This window comes from uncultured Blautia sp. (assembly GCF_902497045.1).
Lineage (GTDB): Bacteria > Bacillota > Clostridia > Lachnospirales > Lachnospiraceae > Blautia_A.
This window is the reverse complement of record NZ_CABVDF010000049.1, coordinates 1-15,758: the sequence shown is the minus strand read 5'-3', so window position 1 is coordinate 15,758 and position 15,758 is coordinate 1. Positions and strand designations below refer to the sequence as shown.

Sequence of the window (15,758 nt, the reverse complement as noted above, 5' to 3'; positions counted from 1 at the left end):
TATAGTTGACATCCGACAAAAACAAGACTATACTGAAAGTAACAAAAACACAGGAGGAACAGATGAAAAATCTGAAACTAAAGTTCGCTCGAATGGAAAAAGGGCTCTCCCAGATTGAACTGGCAGAAAAAATAGGCGTTACCAGACAGACTATTGGAATGATTGAAGCCGGCGATTACAATCCTTCACTGAAACTGTGCACCGCTATCTGCCGGGAACTTGGAAAAACCCTCAACGATCTGTTTTGGGAGGAGGTAGACCAATGAAATCACAATTAGACGAACGTCAGATTCAGGATGCCGCCAGAGTCGCAGGCATCAGCTTTTACATTATGTATATGGTATGCGCAATTTCTATTGTTTTTCAGCTTACTGCTGCAGGTCATCTAAAGAATGTGATCGGGGAAACAATAACTTTGCTGGTAGGCGGAAGCGTGTATCTCATCGGATCTGTTAAAAAAGGACTTGGCACAGGAAAATCTCGCTCCCCTGTACACATGCTTCTGGAAAGCGCAGGCTTTTCCATTATATTTACAGTTTTTTATACACTTGCCATACGAAAAAAAGCCGGACCAGAAGCAGAGATCAGCACTGCTGTACTTCTCTTTTTTACGGTAATTACGGTTCTGTGCTTTTTCACACTGAAACTTATGGATTTCATAGCAGAACGAAAACGCAGGCAACAGGAGCAAAAATATGCAGATGAGGAGTGATCTATATGGAAGAAAAGCTGATTTGTATCGCCACTGCCAAAAGCCGCACAGAAGCAGAACAAATGACTGCCTTTCTGAAGGAAAATGACATTTATGCCACTGTCCAAATGGGAATTCAGGAACTCTATACAGGCGATTCTGTTTCCGGAGAAAAGATCATGGTATCTTCCCAGGACAGACAAAAAGCCCAAAGGCTTCTGCAAGATTTCACGCCAGTCGAAACCCGTGCCTCAGATCTCCGAAAACAAACAACCAAGGTTCAGAAAGCTGTAAACTGGATTCTTCTTGGAATAATTGCCGCAATACTGATCTTTGCGGTAATCATCCTTTTGTAAAACTTTTTGTCTGCGTGGGAGCAGAATATGATTTTTGTCTATAAAGAACATGCAGGAGTCAGAAAAATCTGATTCCTGCATTATATTTTTCAGATAGAAACATTCTCTACCACAAAACAAACACTTCCCTTTGCCCTTTTTCCTGTTACTTCAACCGTGTACACACCATCTTCCGCGACTTCAACCTCGAATTCATTTGATACAGAAATCCCATCTCTTTCATAAATAGGTTCTGCTCCATCTTTCTGGATTTTTATTGACAGACTGCCTCTTTTCGCTGTAATTTCTGCCCGGATAGTATCTCCGGCTTTCGCAGTCAGTTCCTGAGTATCTGTTGTATTTAAAACACGATACTCCATTATAAATTCATTCTCATTTCCCATGCGACTGCCATCAAAATCTACTCCGCATGCCGACATAGATATGATAATCACTGATATAAAAAGGATCAATGAAATTTTTTTCATTTGCTTCCCCCTTCCGCATCTCTTTCTCTCAGAATCATCCCATATCGATTTTCAGATCCCCCGGCTTTATCAGCCCCTTCGCCCGAAAAATCTTCCCAGTGATCCAGGTAATCACAACCGGAAGTACAAAACAGATCAGAATCATTCCAACCCACTGAAATGCACCGGCTTCATATCCTTCCGGCATCTGTGACCATCCGGAAACGATCCCGATAGGGCCAACCAGTCCTGACGTTCCCATACCGGAAGAAATTGCCGGGCCATTGTTCCGCATCTGGAACACACAGGTAGAAAGCGCCCCTGTAACAGCTGCTGTAATCGTAGGCGGAATCCACAGGATCGGTTTTTTCATAAGATTCGGTACCTGAAGCATGGATGTTCCGAGCCCCTGTGCCACAAATCCTCCAATTCCGTTATCCGGAAAGCTTAAAACCGCATATCCCAGCATATGAGCACAGCATCCTGCAGTTGCCGCTCCTCCTGCCAGAGACAGTCCATTCCAGATTTCCATAGTAACAGTTCCATCTGCCACTCCCGCCAGAACAGCGCCTCCCCCCAGTCCAATGGCCGCACAGATTGCTGCAGAGCTGACAGGCAGGGTCAGTACTGCGCCCACCACTGCAGAAACCACTACCCCCATCAGGAAAGGCTGAAGGTTGGTGGCCCATCCGATAAACACCCCCAGAGCATCACACACTGACTTGAACATTGGTGCAAAAATGATCGCCAGCACTCCTCCGGTAAGGATTGTTACTGCCGGTGTTACGATAATGTCGATCTTTGTTTCCTTAGATACCAGCTTTCCTATCTCACAGGCAACGATACCGATAAAAAACACTGCAAGGGGACCGCCGGAGCCTCCCAGAGCATTGCATGCTGCTCCCACAGCAGCCAGAGAATACAGCACCAGAGGAGGCGCCATCAGTGCATGTCCGACAGCAAGAGCCATTACCGGACCAGTGACTGATGTAGCATATCCTCCAATCTCCAGCAGCCTCTGTGACACCGCACTTCCCGGTGCAACATTCTGACCAATTGTATTAATAATCGTACCGATCAGAAGCGATGCAAACAGGCCCAGCGCCATTGCGCTCATAGCATCGATGCCATACCTTCGGAACGAAATAACCACATTCTTTCTCCTCAGAAAGGATTCCTTTCTGTTTCCCATCTTATCCTCCCTATTCCAGAACTATTTTTCATAATTCCCAGACCTTACGGTCTCTTATTCTTCTTCAATATCCTCTGCCGGTTCAGCCGGGATAAATACTCTGGAATTTTCTTTCTGTTCTTTTTTCTTTCTTCCTGCACTTTCCTGTGCTTCTCTGCAAAACTCCATCTGGGAATTTACAGGCTGCTTTCCTCTTCTGTCCTGCTTCTCATAAGTTCCGTCAGGCTGAAGAATATGCGCTTTTACATTATCTTTAAATTCCAGCTCCAGCACATGCATGATCTGTTTTTTGATCATTTCATCTTCTACGGGGAAAACAATCTCCACCCGTCGGTCCAGATTACGAGGCATCCAGTCCGCACTTCCCATATAGATTTCTTCCGTTCCTCCATTATAGAAATAGAAAATCCTGCTGTGTTCCAGAAAATCGCCTACAATAGAGCGCACATGGATATTTTCGCTGATTCCCGGAATTCCTGTTTTCAGACAGCAGATGCCGCGGATCACCAGTTCGATCTGTACACCGTTGGAAGAAGCATAATAAAGAGCCTGCATAATCACCGGATCGCAGAGCGAATTCATTTTTGCCATAATATGACCTGGAATTCCCTTTTGTACATTTTCCACTTCTCTTTCGATCATTTCCAGAAAACGTGTTTTCATCCAGATCGGCGCAACAATCAGACGATTCCAGCGTTTCGGCTCTGAATATCCGGAAAGCATATTAAATACAGCGGTTGCATCCTCTCCATAGTGCTCGTCACATGTAAAAATACCACAGTCTGTATAAAGCTTTGCTGTAGAATCATTATAGTTGCCTGTCGCAAGATGAACATACCGGCGGATCCCTGTCTCCTCCCGTCTTACCACGAGAGTGATCTTACTGTGAGTCTTCAGCCCTACCAGACCATAAATTACATGGCATCCTGCTTTTTCCAGTTTTTTCGCCCAGACAATATTATTTTCCTCATCAAAACGCGCCTTCAGTTCAACAAGGACTGTTACCTGCTTGCCGTTTTCGGCCGCCTGGGCAAGAGCAGCAATAATTGGAGAGTTTCCGCTGACACGATAAAGTGTCTGCTTAATGGCAAGTACTCCCGGATCCTTGGCTGCCTGACGTACAAAATTCACTACCGGATCAAAACTCATATATGGATGGTGAAGGAACACATCTCCCTCACGGATCACATCAAAAATATTTTTGTCAGTCTGAAACTGAGGAACCGGAGCCGGAACATATTTTTTTGCCTTATAGGCGTCAAAACCATCCAGTCCGTATACTTTCATAAGCACAGTCAGATCCAAAGGTCCTGCAATATTAAAAATATCCTCATTTTTAATATCAAACTCCGTCTTCAGGATCTTCAGAAGGCGCTTATCCATCTTTTCTTCCGCTTCCAGACGGATAACCTCTCCCCACTGTCGTTTTTTCAGCTGCTTCTGGATTTCCACAAGAAGATCTTCCGCCTCATCCTCGTCAATAGAAAGGTCTGCATTTCTCATAATACGATATGGATGAGCACACACCACATCATTGCTTAAAAACAGCTTGCCGATGTTTCTTTCAATAATCTCCTCAAGAAAGATCACTGCCCTGCTTCCAGATTTTCCGGAGGGTATTTCCACAACCCTCGGAAGCACAGACGGAACCTGCACAGTTGCAAACTCCAAGACTTCTTTTCCTTTTTTACGGTCTTTTTTGGAAATCAGCGCGCCAATATTCAGAGATTTATTCCGGATCAGCGGAAACGGTCTGGAAGAATCCATTGCCATAGGCGTCAGCACCGGATAAACATTATCTTCAAAATAACGATCCACATATTCCTTCTGGGCTTCCGAAAGCTCCTCATGGGCCAGGATCAGATGAAGTCCGGCTTTTTCCAACAGTGAAAGTATCGAGCGGGTAAACGTACTGTACTGAACTTTTACCAGTTCATGTGTCTGGGTACTGATCTCACGGAGCTGGTCTTTCGGAGTCAGACCTGCAATGTCCGTTTTCTCATAGCCTGCATGAACCTGATCTTTTAAAGATGCCACCCGTACCATAAAAAACTCATCCAGATTTGAAGATGTGATACTAAGGAATTTCAGTCTTTCAAAAAGAGGCAGATTTTTGTCTCTGGCCTCACTTAATACTCTCTCATTAAATTTCAGCCAGCTTAATTCTCTGTTTACAAAATATTCCGGCTTTGCAAATTTTTTAGTATCCATAATGTCCTCCCCGGATCTTATCTGATCCTGCTTCAAATACTTTTTCCATGTTTTTCTATACTCTTCTTTTTCTTCTCAGACTAAGGTGGATTCCAAATACTTCTTCAAAAAATTCCACCTTGTCCTTCAAAAGTCCAAGCTCCAGCGATATATCTCTGCTGGAATCAATGATCAGACTCAGTTCTCTATCTTTGAGGACTGCCCGGAGTCCCTGGACTTTCTGATAATGGCTTCTGTCCATAGCATTTGCAAGACGAAGGATTGCCGTAAGCTTGGCAACCAGAAGATAACGGTTTCTGTCAAGACCTGATCCGTCATCAAAATTTTCATAGTATACAAATTCCGTCGTATTATACCTGACGGCACTGGCGATCACCTGGCGTTCCTCCGTAGAAAGTCCTATGATCTCCGTTGCCATGATGATCCGGTAAGAACATTCCGCTACATCTGCCATACTTATGTATTTCCCACAGTCATGGAGCTGCACAGCGATCTGAAGAAGAAGTCTTTCCCTTGCTCCCATACCATGAACTTTTTTCATACTGTCAAAAATCGCAAGGGCAAGAGATGTGGTTCCCTGAATGTGCTCTTTACTGCTGGAATAACGCTTGGCAATATTTCTGGATGCCACCAGGATATCATTTTCAAAATTATGAGCGCTTTTAATAAATCTTTTCTTTTCTCCAAAATCATAAGCAATACCATCAAGAAGCGATACGCCCGGAACCCACACTGACTCTGCCTGGAATACATCCAGAAAATTTTTGCAGATGACCATTGTCGGCACTACCAGAGACGCATATTCCGGATTAATGTCCATTTCTGAAGAAAGCATCTGTTCTGTTTTATAAACCGTATTCTCATAACGATTGTTAAATTCCGCCATGGTAATGATCCTGTCATAAATTTCTTCCCGGAAAATAGTATCCGTAAGAAAATCACCCATCAGGATGACATTTTTTATATCCCTGTCTTTCAGATACAGCCTTTGAAAAGCAGTCAGATCATTACGGATAAATTCCTGGATCAGCTGATCATAATGAGTATGTGATTTTTCCAGTTCTTTTAATCTTTCACGGATACGCATACTTCCCATTTTTAGACTTTGGGTCGTCACCAGAGCATCCTTGTCAAAAAGGGATACCTGAAGACTTCCTCCGCCCACATCCAGGATCGCAGTGCCTTTCTGGATCATTTTTTTGAATCCTGCTTCAATCGCTGCAATGGATTTATATCCAAGAAAATGCTGTTCTGCGTTACTTAAGATTTCTACTCTGATTCCTGTACGCTGGTAAATCTGCTCCAGAATGATCACCGGGTTTACCATTTCACGAAATGCGCTGGTAGCACAGGCACGATAATCTTCTGTTCCAAATTCCATCATAATGGTTCGAAAATCTTTCAAAACTTCGCAGATAGAATCTACGATTTCCCTGTCCAGCCGGCCGGAAGAATATGCTCCCTTACCGATCTCCAGACGGTATCTCACATGGTTCAGTTCCTTAAGTCCGCTTTTTTTAGAAAGTTCAAAAATCTTCATACTGACTTCATAGGAACCGATATCGATTGCCGCAAAAGTTGATACTGCCATTTTTATCTCTCCTTTCCAAGAAGGTAATCTATGAACTGCTGCGCTGTACGTCCGGTAAGACCGCCATGAGACAGTTCCCATCTTCCGGCTTCCAGAAGCAGTTCTTTTTCCGGCATTTCAATGCCGTTTCTTGCTGCCAGTGTTTTTACGATGCATTCAAATTCCTTGCGTGTAGGTGCGCCAAAATAAATCCTCACACCAAAACGATACACCAGAGACAATTTCTCCTGAACTGTATCTGAGGAATGCAGATCATCCTCATCCATCAGCTCCAGCTTGTCTCCGGAGCGCTCTCTGACCAGATGACGGCGGTTGCTTGTGGCATAGATCAGAATATTATCCGGCTTTCTCTCCAGACCGCCTTCGATCACTGCCTTCAGATATTTATACTCAATCTCAAACTCTTCAAAAGAAAGATCATCCATATAAATGATAAATTTGTAATTCCTGTCCTTAATCTGGGCGATCACCTGATTCAGATCCTGAAACTGATGCTTGTAGACCTCTATAATACGAAGTCCCTGATCATAATATTTATTGATGATCCCCTTGATGCTGGAAGATTTACCTGTTCCTGCATCTCCAAAAAGCAGACAGTTATTTGCTTTTCTTCCATATACAAAGGCCTCTGTATTCTCGATCAGCTTCTGCTTGGGTATCTCATAGCCTACCAGATCTTCAAGCTGCACATGAGCGATCCTGGTTACCGGTACAATAATCACCTTCCCCTTCTCATCATGCTCGATCCGAAATGCTTTATGCAGTCCAAGCTTGCCTACCCCAAAATCCCGGTAAAACTGTACCATATCAGCCATAAATTCCCGGGCATCTGCCGCCGCAGCCAGAGTTCTGCTCATTTCACAGATCCTGTCACGGATACGGCGGTTAAACATTCTTCCTGTATTGTCTGCTCCATGATAATCGCACAGGATCTCACAACAGGTAGTTTCAAAGCATTTATCAAAGATCTTCAGATCAAATTCATATAATTTTCGAAAAATTTCAAAATCGTGAAGGGCCAGTTGGTTTATGCTTCCCTCTGCCGTACCACGGATCTCACAAGCTTTGCTGAATGTATTTTCATGGTTTACCAGAAGAAGCGTCAGATAATTATGCCACAGATTTCCTGAAAAACCATAAGATCCTGCTGTTTCGATCAGACCATTGACACATTCAAAAAACAAAGACTTTCTCTGCTGCAATTCCTTCTCACTGTTTTTTTGCACATCCATCAGCAGAGTCATTTTTTCCAGTATTTCTCCATGCTCCATGTTTCTGTAGAGCACACATTCCTGTATTCCTGACATTCAGGCTTCCTCCTGCAATTCATAATTTCCCAGCACACGCATGCGATTGGCTTCTGCTTCCAGTCCCCTGATGGCATTTTTCACTGCCGGATCCTCCAGATTCCCTTCAAAGTCCACGAAAAAGCGATATTCCCATGTTTTTCCGGGAATAGGTCTGGATTCGATTCTTGACATGTTCAGACCATTATAAATAATATGGGAAAGCATATTATAGAGAGTTCCGCTGGAATGAGGCAGTTCAAAGCACACGCTGACCTTCCGCGCTTTTTTCTCATAAACCGGATTCCTGCTGACTATAATAAATCTGGTCACATTCCGGTCGTTATGACAGATATTTTCTGCCAGGATATCCAGACCAAACAGTTCACCTGCTGCCCTGCTGGCAATAGCAGCCTGAGAAATCTTCTGTTCTTCTTTTACCTTTTTTGCGGATGCAGCTGTGTTCTCTGTTTTTACAGTTTTCCATTCCTGATGACTTTCCAGAAACAGTTTGCACTGGGCAAGAGCCTGTGGATGAGAATAAACGGTCCGGATATTATCCAGAGAACTTCCAGGAATCCCCAAAAGCACGTGGTCTACGGGAATCACCTGCTCTCCCACAATATGAAGCCGATATTCTGTAAGAAGATCATAAATATCTGTTACGATTCCCTGGGTGGAATTCTCTATGGGAAGGACCGCATAATCTGCCCGTCCGGATGCAGCCTCCTCCATTGCCTCCCGAAAGGTATCTGCATGGTAGCTTTTGATTTCCTCCGGGAAATAAGCGCGCATGGCCGCATAGCTGTAAGCTCCCTCCACTCCCTGGAATACTACGTTGACACCTTTCAATGGAAGCTGATCTACCATCTGATAATCTTTTTCTTCTCCCACTCCATTTGCGGTCAGAAGCTGGTACTGGCGTTTTCTGCTGATCGCCATAATCTGCTGAAAAACTTCCTGAATACCAAGAGAATTAAACTCCCCATGAGCGCGGGACCCCAGTGTATCCAGTTTTTCCCGCTCTCTTTTAGAATCCAGAACCTGCTTGCCCGTTTCAATTTTATATTGTGCGACATCCTCACAAACCTTCATTCTCTTTTCAAAAAGCTGAAGGATCTGACTGTCAATCTCATCTATTTCTTTTCTGCATTCCTGCAAATCTGTCATGTATGTTTCTCCTTCTGTAAAAATGTCAGTCCTCACTGCACTGTAGCACTGTGACAGACTACTTACAGTAAGTTTAGCATTTGCGTATTGTTTTTTCAAGTACAGGCAATACTATAAGAAAGTTAAATTTATGTAAAATGTAAGCAGAATGGTTTATAACGTATTCTTTCAGAAAGGACTGTTTTATATGAAACGAAACTTTCTTCTCTGCGGCGCTCTGGGATGGTGCATGGAAATCTTCTGGACCGGTCTTCATTCGCTTTTGGATGGTCAGGGAACCATGATGGGAAAAACCTCTCTTCTGATGTTTCCTATTTACGGCTGTGCTGCGGTGATCTCTCCTCTATACAGATACATTGCATCCGTCCCTGTTCTCCTCCGAGGCAGCCTTTATACCGCCGGTATTTTTACCACAGAATTTATAAGCGGAAGTATTCTCAAACACTTTGGAATCTGTCCCTGGGATTACAGTCATACTCCATTTCATTTCTGTGGAGTGATCCGTTTGGATTATGCGCCTGTATGGTTCGCCGCAGGTCTTTTTTTTGAAAAAATACTTACAAAATCATCTTGAAAAAAAGAGCCTTCTATTATATGATGGATTAAGAGAATTTTCAGGAATCTGTTTCTGATTCTTTTAACCAAACAGGAGGTACTACATGAGACATTTAATGAGCCCGTTGGACTTTTCTGTGGAAGAGCTTGATAAGCTTCTTACCCTGGCCAACGACATTGAAAAGAACCCCGAGAAGTATGCCCACGCATGTGACGGCAAAAAACTTGCAACCTTATTTTATGAACCAAGTACACGTACACGCTTAAGCTTTGAGGCAGCTATGATGAACCTTGGCGGCAACGTATTAGGCTTCTCTTCCGCCGACTCCAGTTCTGCTGCCAAAGGCGAAAGTGTTGCCGATACAATCCGCGTTACATCCTGCTATGCAGACATCTGCGCTATGCGTCATCCTAAGGAGGGAGCACCTTTAGTTGCTTCCATGTCTTCTTCTATCCCCGTGATCAATGCCGGCGACGGCGGTCATCAGCATCCGACTCAGACCCTTACCGACCTTCTTACGATTCGTTCCCTGAAGGGAAGACTTGATAATCTTACCATTGGTCTGTGCGGAGACTTGAAATTCGGCCGTACTGTCCACTCACTGATCGAGGCTCTGGTCCGCTACGAAAATGTAAAGTTTGTTCTGATTTCTCCGGAAGAGCTTCGCGTACCAAGTTATATCCGCGAAGATGTCCTTTCCCGAAACGACATCGAATTCCAGGAGGTAGAAAGACTGGAAGATGCGCTTCCTCAGCTTGATATCCTTTATATGACCCGTGTTCAGAAGGAGCGTTTCTTTAATGAAGAAGATTATGTCCGTATGAAAGATTTTTACATACTGGACAAACAGAAAATGGAGCTCGCCAAGGAAGATATGTATATCCTTCATCCGCTGCCTCGTGTAAACGAAATCGCAGTTGAAGTAGACTCTGACCCTAGAGCTGCTTACTTTAAACAGGCACAGTACGGTGTATATGTCCGTATGGCCCTGATTCTCACATTACTGGAGGTGGATGTATCATGTTAAACGTTGGAGCTCTTCGCGAAGGCTATGTACTTGACCATATCAAAGCAGGCAAGGCCATGACCATTTACCATGACCTGAAACTGGATAAACTGGACTGTACTGTTGCCATCATCAAAAATGCCCGCAGCAATAAAATGGGCGTCAAAGATATCATTAAGGTAGAATGCCCTGTAGAAAAACTGGATCTTGATATCCTTGGATTTATTGATCACAACATTACTGTCAATATTATCAAAGACGAAAAGATTGTTGAGAAAAAGGAACTGAAGCTTCCTAAAAAAGTCACCAATGTGATCAAATGCAAGAATCCACGCTGCATTACATCTATTGAACAGGGCCTGGATCATGTATTTTTCCTGGCTGATGAAGAAAAAGAAATTTACAGATGCATGTACTGCGAAGAAAAGTACAGAGGAAAACGAAATAAATAAGTTTACAAAAAAGCCCCGGAAATATTCCGGGGTTTCTTTGTACGCAAGCAGACCGATAAGCCGGGTTATGTCGTTGGGTGATCATCTGTCTAGGCCGTTCGTTGCCGGACGGCTCAAGCGACCCACCTGAAAGCACGACGGGCCGCCGTATCGCTTTCTTTTCGGTCTTGCTTCAAATGGAGTTTACATGTGCCCGTTCTGTTACCACAACGGCGGTAGTCTCTTACACTGCCTTTCCACCCTTACCTTCTGTAAAGAAGGCGGTTTATTTCTGTTGCACTGGTCTGGGAGTCACCTCCACCGGACGTTATCCGGCATCCTGCCCTGTGAAGCCCGGACTTTCCTCGTCTGTACCCTTTCGTCTGTACAGCCGCGATCACCTGGCCTGCTTGCACAAAAGCTATTCTATCATGGTTTCACTGAGATGTAAAGAATTTTCTATACATCAAAGCAGCTTCCCCCTACAAACTCTCTGAGAATAGAATTATGGGGAACATCCTCACTGGGAACTGCAACAAAATAATCAAAGAATTTCAAAAGTCTCTTTGCCTCTATATATTCCGGCTCTTTTTTATCAATTCCAAAAAGAAGCGGTTCCGCATAAAGTTTCAGGCAGGCAAGCTCATATACAAGAGCAGAATTAAACATCACATCCGCCTGTTCCTGGAACGGAAAAATATTTGCTTCCTCACCTCTTCGTACAGAAGGCCACCTTGCAATAGTATCCTTTGCAGAAATTCCTCTGGTGCGGGCATCCCGGACGATCCGGCGGATCAGACGTCCGTCTGTGGTGGGAATGCGGTTGTGCTCATCTACATTCAGCTGGGTAAGAGCACTGATATAGATCTTAAACTTATTCTCCACAGGAAGAGCATAGCTGAGCTTGTCATTCAGACAGTGAATACCTTCTATCACAAGAACATCTTCTTTTCCCAGCTGCAGAAAATCTCCCCGGTACTCTCTTTGTCCCGTTTTAAAGTTATAAACCGGAAGCTCTACCTTATCTCCTCTTAAAAGAGCGAGCATATCCTGATTAAACTGTTCTACATCAATGGCCTCCAGACATTCATAATCTTTTTCACCATATTTATCCAGCGGCGTATGCTCTCTGTTTACAAAATAATTATCCACAGCGATAGGATGAGGTTTCATCCCATGGGCAGTAAGCTGAATACTGAGCCTGTGGGAAAAAGTAGTTTTTCCGGAAGAAGACGGACCTGCGATCATCACAAACTTTTTATTTCCCGTTTCACATATTTTCCGGGCAATATTAGAAATCTTTGCCTCCTGCAGAGCCTCCTGAACCAGAAGGATATTCCTGATTCCTTCTTTCGTGATCCGGTCATTCAGATCACCTACACAGGAGATATTTAGTTTTTCCACCCACTCCTGAGATTCTTTCTGAACCCGGAATATTTTTTCTTCCGGCGCAAAAGGAGGAATTTCCTCCGGCTTCTCACGTTCCGGAAGTTCCAGCACAAAACCCTCATCATAAGGCTTCAGATCAAACCATCTGATATATCCGGTATGATTTGCCATATAGCCATAGAAATAATCCTCAAAAGTACCGATCCGATAAAGATTAACTCTGGATACCCGCCGGTAACGGAACAGTTGCTCTTTATCATACATACGATGCTTATGGAAAAGGGCAATAGCCTCATCTGTACTGACTGTACGTTTTTCAATAGGGAGCTTCGCTTCCACGATCTCATGCATCCGGGCTTTCACCTGATCCAGAAATTTCTGGTCAGGTATTTTACTTCCCTTCATAGTAAAGTAATATCCAGATCCTACTGAATAATGGACCACTACATGATCTACATGCTCCTTCCCTGCAATATCATAAATTGCCTTTAGAAGGATCATGCAGGCGCTTCTTTTATAAGTTTGATGACCAATATTATCTTTTGTGGTCACAAAACCAATCCTGCTGTCATATTTCAGTTTTTTGTGAAGCTCTTTTAATTTCCCGTTTACGGTAACCAGGATCACCGGTGCCTCAGAAACTTTCTGGTATGGTTCCACAATTTCAGCAAACGTGGTTCCTGCCGGATATTCCCTGGTTTCCCCCATAATTTCCACTTTTACCATTTTTTGTTCCATAGAGTCTAACGCCTCCTGTCTGATAACGCCCTGATGGTCTTCCAATTCAGCTTTATATTAAAATATATGGGCTTTCTGCACAGGCACATGACACCTTCAGATCGGGGAAATTCTCTTTCATCTTCTGCTGCATTGCCTTCATAAAAATATACTCCGTACCATAATGACCTGCATCGATCACAGCCAGCCCCTGGGCAGCTGCATCGATTCCCGTATGGTGATCAATATCCCCGGTAATATAAACGTCCGCTCCATGTTTCATTACATCCGATATCATACTTTTACCACTTCCGGTACAAACTGCAGCGATTTCTACGTTCTGTTCCGGATCTCCATAGAGTCTGACATCCTGAAGCCCCAGTGCTTTTTTTACAAAAAGTCCGCACTGACGCAGCGTCATTGCCTCTGGAAGCTTTCCTACCCGGCCAAATCCCTGTTCTCCTTCTTCTGTTTCTGTTGTCACCGAAAGTACCTTGCGGTTCTGAAGTTCCAGGTAATCTGCGCTGAGGTCTGCCATACCCATCACATCATAATTGGTATGCATTGCAAAATATTGAATATCATGGCGGATCAGCGAAAGAATCTTTCGTCCTGTAAAATCATGGTTGTTGATTTTTTTCACACCGCCAAAAATCATAGGATGATGAGTGATGATCATGTCTGCACCTGCATCAAGAGCCTCATCAAGGGTTTTTTCTGTAAGATCAAGCGCCAGGAATACATGTTTGACCTCTTTTTCGTCATCTCCTACAAGAAGCCCCACATTATCCCAGCTTTCTGCCATTTTTGCCGGATATTTTTTTTCCAGCCAGTCTGTCAGTTCTCTAACCTTCATATCTCTCCAAGGCGGCAAGGATCAGCCGCTTTTCCTCCCTGACTTCTTCTTTTCTCTGTACTGCTGAAGCTCCGGAAGCATCCCTGATCTGAATAAGGATTTCATTTCGGATCCTCAGTTCCCGTTCCAGGTACTGCTTCAGGATCGGATGTCTTTTTTCAAGAAGCAGACCTCCAAACTCTATTTCCTCCTCTGTCCAGGCCGGACTCTGGATTCCATGAACAGCTTTCATGATAAAATAGAACTTTCCTTCCTCCAGAACACTGTCTTCTCTGATGATCTGATATCCATTCTCAAAAAGGAAACGCCGTACATGGCCAATATCCGACTGTGGCTGGAGGATCAGTTCTTTAAATCCGCAGAGGGCTTCTCTTCCCTCTGTCAGTATCCTTTCCATCAAAGGACCGCCCATTCCGGCAATCACCAAAGTGTCACCTTCACCTTTTTTGATTTCCCTGAGACCGTCAGAGAGTCTTGTTTCTATGTATTTGTCAAGTCCATACTGACTGATATGCTCCTGAGCTCTGGACAAAGGTCCCTTTCCCACATCAGCTGCAATCGCTGACGGGATCCTTTTCTCCTGTATTAAGTACACCGGCAGATATCCATGATCACAGCCCACATCTACCAGCCGGTTTCCCTGTGTCACCATTTCTGCAATGGCAGACAGTCTCAATGATAACTGCATGTCCTGCTCCTTAGTCCAGATAATCCTTCAGCTTACGGCTGCGGCTTGGATGACGAAGTTTACGCAGTGCTTTTGCCTCGATCTGACGGATACGTTCTCTGGTGACATTAAATTCCTTTCCAACCTCCTCAAGAGTACGGGCACGTCCGTCATCAAGACCAAATCTGAGACGAAGCACCTTCTGTTCTCTCTCTGTAAGAGTTCCAAGAACCTCGATCAGCTGCTCTTTCAGAAGGGTAAATGCCGCCGCATCTGCCGGTACCGGAACATTGTCATCCTGGATAAAATCGCCAAGGTGGCTGTCTTCTTCCTCTCCGATAGGAGTTTCCAGGGATACCGGCTCCTGAGATATCTTCAGAATTTCGCGTACACGGTCTACAGACATATCCATTTCTTCTGCAATCTCCTCAGGAGACGGCTCACGTCCAAGCTCCTGAAGCAGCTGACGTGAAACACGGATCAGTTTATTGATCGTTTCCACCATATGAACAGGGATACGAATGGTACGTGCCTGATCTGCGATTGCTCTGGTAATAGCCTGACGGATCCACCAGGTTGCATAGGTACTGAATTTGTATCCTTTCCGGTAATCAAATTTTTCTACCGCCTTGATCAGTCCAAGATTTCCCTCCTGGATCAGATCAAGAAACAGCATTCCTCTTCCCACATAACGTTTGGCAATGCTGACAACAAGACGAAGGTTCGCTTCTGCAAGACGTTTTTTGGCATTTTCGTCCCCTTCTTCCATCCTCTGCGCAAGTTCGATCTCCTCATCAGCAGTAAGAAGGCTTACCTTTCCAATCTCTTTCAGATACATACGAACAGGATCCTCAATGCTGACTCCTTCCGGAACAGACAGATCGATCTTATCAAGTTCCACCTCTTCCTCATCATCCAGCTTATCAATATCCATATCGTCATCAAGGATCAGTTCCTCATCATTTCCCGTAATGCGGAGTACATCTACCCCACTTGCCTCGAGAAAATCAAACACCTTCTCCATCTGCTCCACTTCCAGATGCTGATCTTTAAAGAAATCATTGATCTCCTGATATTCCAGTACGTTTTTTTTCTTTTTTGCAAGCTCCAGAAGTTCTACCAGTTTCTCACTGAATTTACCCATATTCATTTCCATAGGTGCTCTATACCTCCATATAGTGTTTATATTTTAT

16 protein-coding genes and 1 other RNA gene are annotated in these 15,758 nt (G+C 44.1%); 6 read left to right on the top strand and 11 right to left on the bottom strand.

The genetic code is table 11. The features are described from left to right. Positions 1–62 precede the first annotated feature (62 nt). From RDS42_RS05630 to RDS42_RS05620, 3 genes are read left to right on the top strand one after another with little or no spacing between them, the layout of a single operon-like run. Entirely contained in the window at positions 63–266 is a 204-nt protein-coding gene (locus RDS42_RS05630; RefSeq protein ID WP_177297905.1) for a helix-turn-helix transcriptional regulator, read from the top strand. Beyond that, positions 263–712 (top strand): DUF6773 family protein, encoded by a 450-nt coding sequence (locus tag RDS42_RS05625; protein WP_308782799.1) that lies wholly within the window; start codon positions 263–265, stop codon positions 710–712. The genes RDS42_RS05630 and RDS42_RS05625 overlap by 4 nt, the downstream gene beginning before the upstream one ends. A 5-nt stretch (positions 713–717) precedes the next feature. Continuing rightward, positions 718–1,047 carry a hypothetical protein gene (locus RDS42_RS05620; protein ID WP_308782798.1) on the top strand — a complete coding sequence of 110 codons (330 nt, stop codon included), beginning with the start codon at positions 718–720 and terminating at the stop codon, positions 1,045–1,047. 89 nt (positions 1,048–1,136) lie between these two features. Here RDS42_RS05620 and RDS42_RS05615 read toward each other — a convergent pair whose 3' ends face one another. From RDS42_RS05615 to pheA, 6 genes are read right to left on the bottom strand one after another with little or no spacing between them, the layout of a single operon-like run. After that, positions 1,137–1,514 (bottom strand): hypothetical protein, encoded by a 378-nt coding sequence (locus RDS42_RS05615; protein ID WP_308782797.1) that lies wholly within the window; start codon positions 1,512–1,514, stop codon positions 1,137–1,139. A 34-nt stretch (positions 1,515–1,548) separates the two neighbouring features. After that, on the bottom strand, positions 1,549–2,685 hold the full coding sequence (locus RDS42_RS05610) for a PTS sugar transporter subunit IIC (RefSeq protein WP_308782796.1): 1,137 nt from the start codon (positions 2,683–2,685) through the stop codon (positions 1,549–1,551). Between the two features lie 54 nt (positions 2,686–2,739). Then, on the bottom strand, positions 2,740–4,896 hold the full coding sequence (locus RDS42_RS05605) for an RNA degradosome polyphosphate kinase (protein ID WP_308782795.1): 2,157 nt from the start codon (positions 4,894–4,896) through the stop codon (positions 2,740–2,742). Between the two features lie 55 nt (positions 4,897–4,951). Further along, the gene (locus RDS42_RS05600) at positions 4,952–6,487 is read right to left on the bottom strand and encodes an HD domain-containing protein (protein ID WP_308782794.1); all 1,536 of its coding nucleotides are present in this window, start codon (positions 6,485–6,487) and stop codon (positions 4,952–4,954) included. A gap of 2 nt (positions 6,488–6,489) precedes the next feature. Beyond that, positions 6,490–7,794 carry an ATP-binding protein gene (locus RDS42_RS05595; RefSeq protein ID WP_308782793.1) on the bottom strand — a complete coding sequence of 435 codons (1,305 nt, stop codon included), beginning with the start codon at positions 7,792–7,794 and terminating at the stop codon, positions 6,490–6,492. After that, positions 7,795–8,943, bottom strand: a complete 1,149-nt coding sequence (gene pheA / locus RDS42_RS05590; protein ID WP_308782792.1) for a prephenate dehydratase — start codon at positions 8,941–8,943, stop codon at positions 7,795–7,797. 187 nt (positions 8,944–9,130) lie between these two features. Here pheA and RDS42_RS05585 point away from each other — a divergent pair, with 187 nt between their 5' ends. From RDS42_RS05585 to RDS42_RS05575, 3 genes are all read left to right on the top strand, one after another. Beyond that, a complete protein-coding gene (locus RDS42_RS05585; RefSeq protein ID WP_308782791.1) occupies positions 9,131–9,517 on the top strand; it encodes a hypothetical protein in 387 nt (128 codons plus the stop codon). 85 nt (positions 9,518–9,602) lie between these two features. After that, on the top strand, positions 9,603–10,526 hold the full coding sequence (gene pyrB, locus RDS42_RS05580; RefSeq protein ID WP_308782790.1) for an aspartate carbamoyltransferase: 924 nt from the start codon (positions 9,603–9,605) through the stop codon (positions 10,524–10,526). After that, positions 10,520–10,957 carry an aspartate carbamoyltransferase regulatory subunit gene (locus RDS42_RS05575; protein ID WP_308782789.1) on the top strand — a complete coding sequence of 146 codons (438 nt, stop codon included), beginning with the start codon at positions 10,520–10,522 and terminating at the stop codon, positions 10,955–10,957. Before pyrB ends, RDS42_RS05575 begins: the two co-directional genes overlap by 7 nt. Before the next feature lie 40 nt (positions 10,958–10,997). Here RDS42_RS05575 and rnpB read toward each other — a convergent pair. From rnpB to rpoD, 5 genes are all read right to left on the bottom strand, one after another. Further along, positions 10,998–11,349: RNase P RNA component class A (rnpB, locus tag RDS42_RS05570), an RNA gene on the bottom strand. A 46-nt stretch (positions 11,350–11,395) separates the two neighbouring features. Then, positions 11,396–13,063 carry a nucleoside kinase gene (locus RDS42_RS05565; protein WP_308782788.1) on the bottom strand — a complete coding sequence of 556 codons (1,668 nt, stop codon included), beginning with the start codon at positions 13,061–13,063 and terminating at the stop codon, positions 11,396–11,398. 52 nt (positions 13,064–13,115) lie between these two features. Continuing rightward, positions 13,116–13,898 carry a Nif3-like dinuclear metal center hexameric protein gene (locus tag RDS42_RS05560; RefSeq protein ID WP_308782787.1) on the bottom strand — a complete coding sequence of 261 codons (783 nt, stop codon included), beginning with the start codon at positions 13,896–13,898 and terminating at the stop codon, positions 13,116–13,118. Further along, a complete protein-coding gene (locus RDS42_RS05555) occupies positions 13,888–14,586 on the bottom strand; it encodes a class I SAM-dependent methyltransferase (protein WP_308782786.1) in 699 nt (232 codons plus the stop codon). The genes RDS42_RS05560 and RDS42_RS05555 overlap by 11 nt, the downstream gene beginning before the upstream one ends. Positions 14,587–14,596: 10 nt before the next feature. Continuing rightward, a complete protein-coding gene (rpoD, locus tag RDS42_RS05550) occupies positions 14,597–15,721 on the bottom strand; it encodes an RNA polymerase sigma factor RpoD (RefSeq protein ID WP_308782785.1) in 1,125 nt (374 codons plus the stop codon). Between the last annotated feature and the right edge of the window lie 37 nt (positions 15,722–15,758).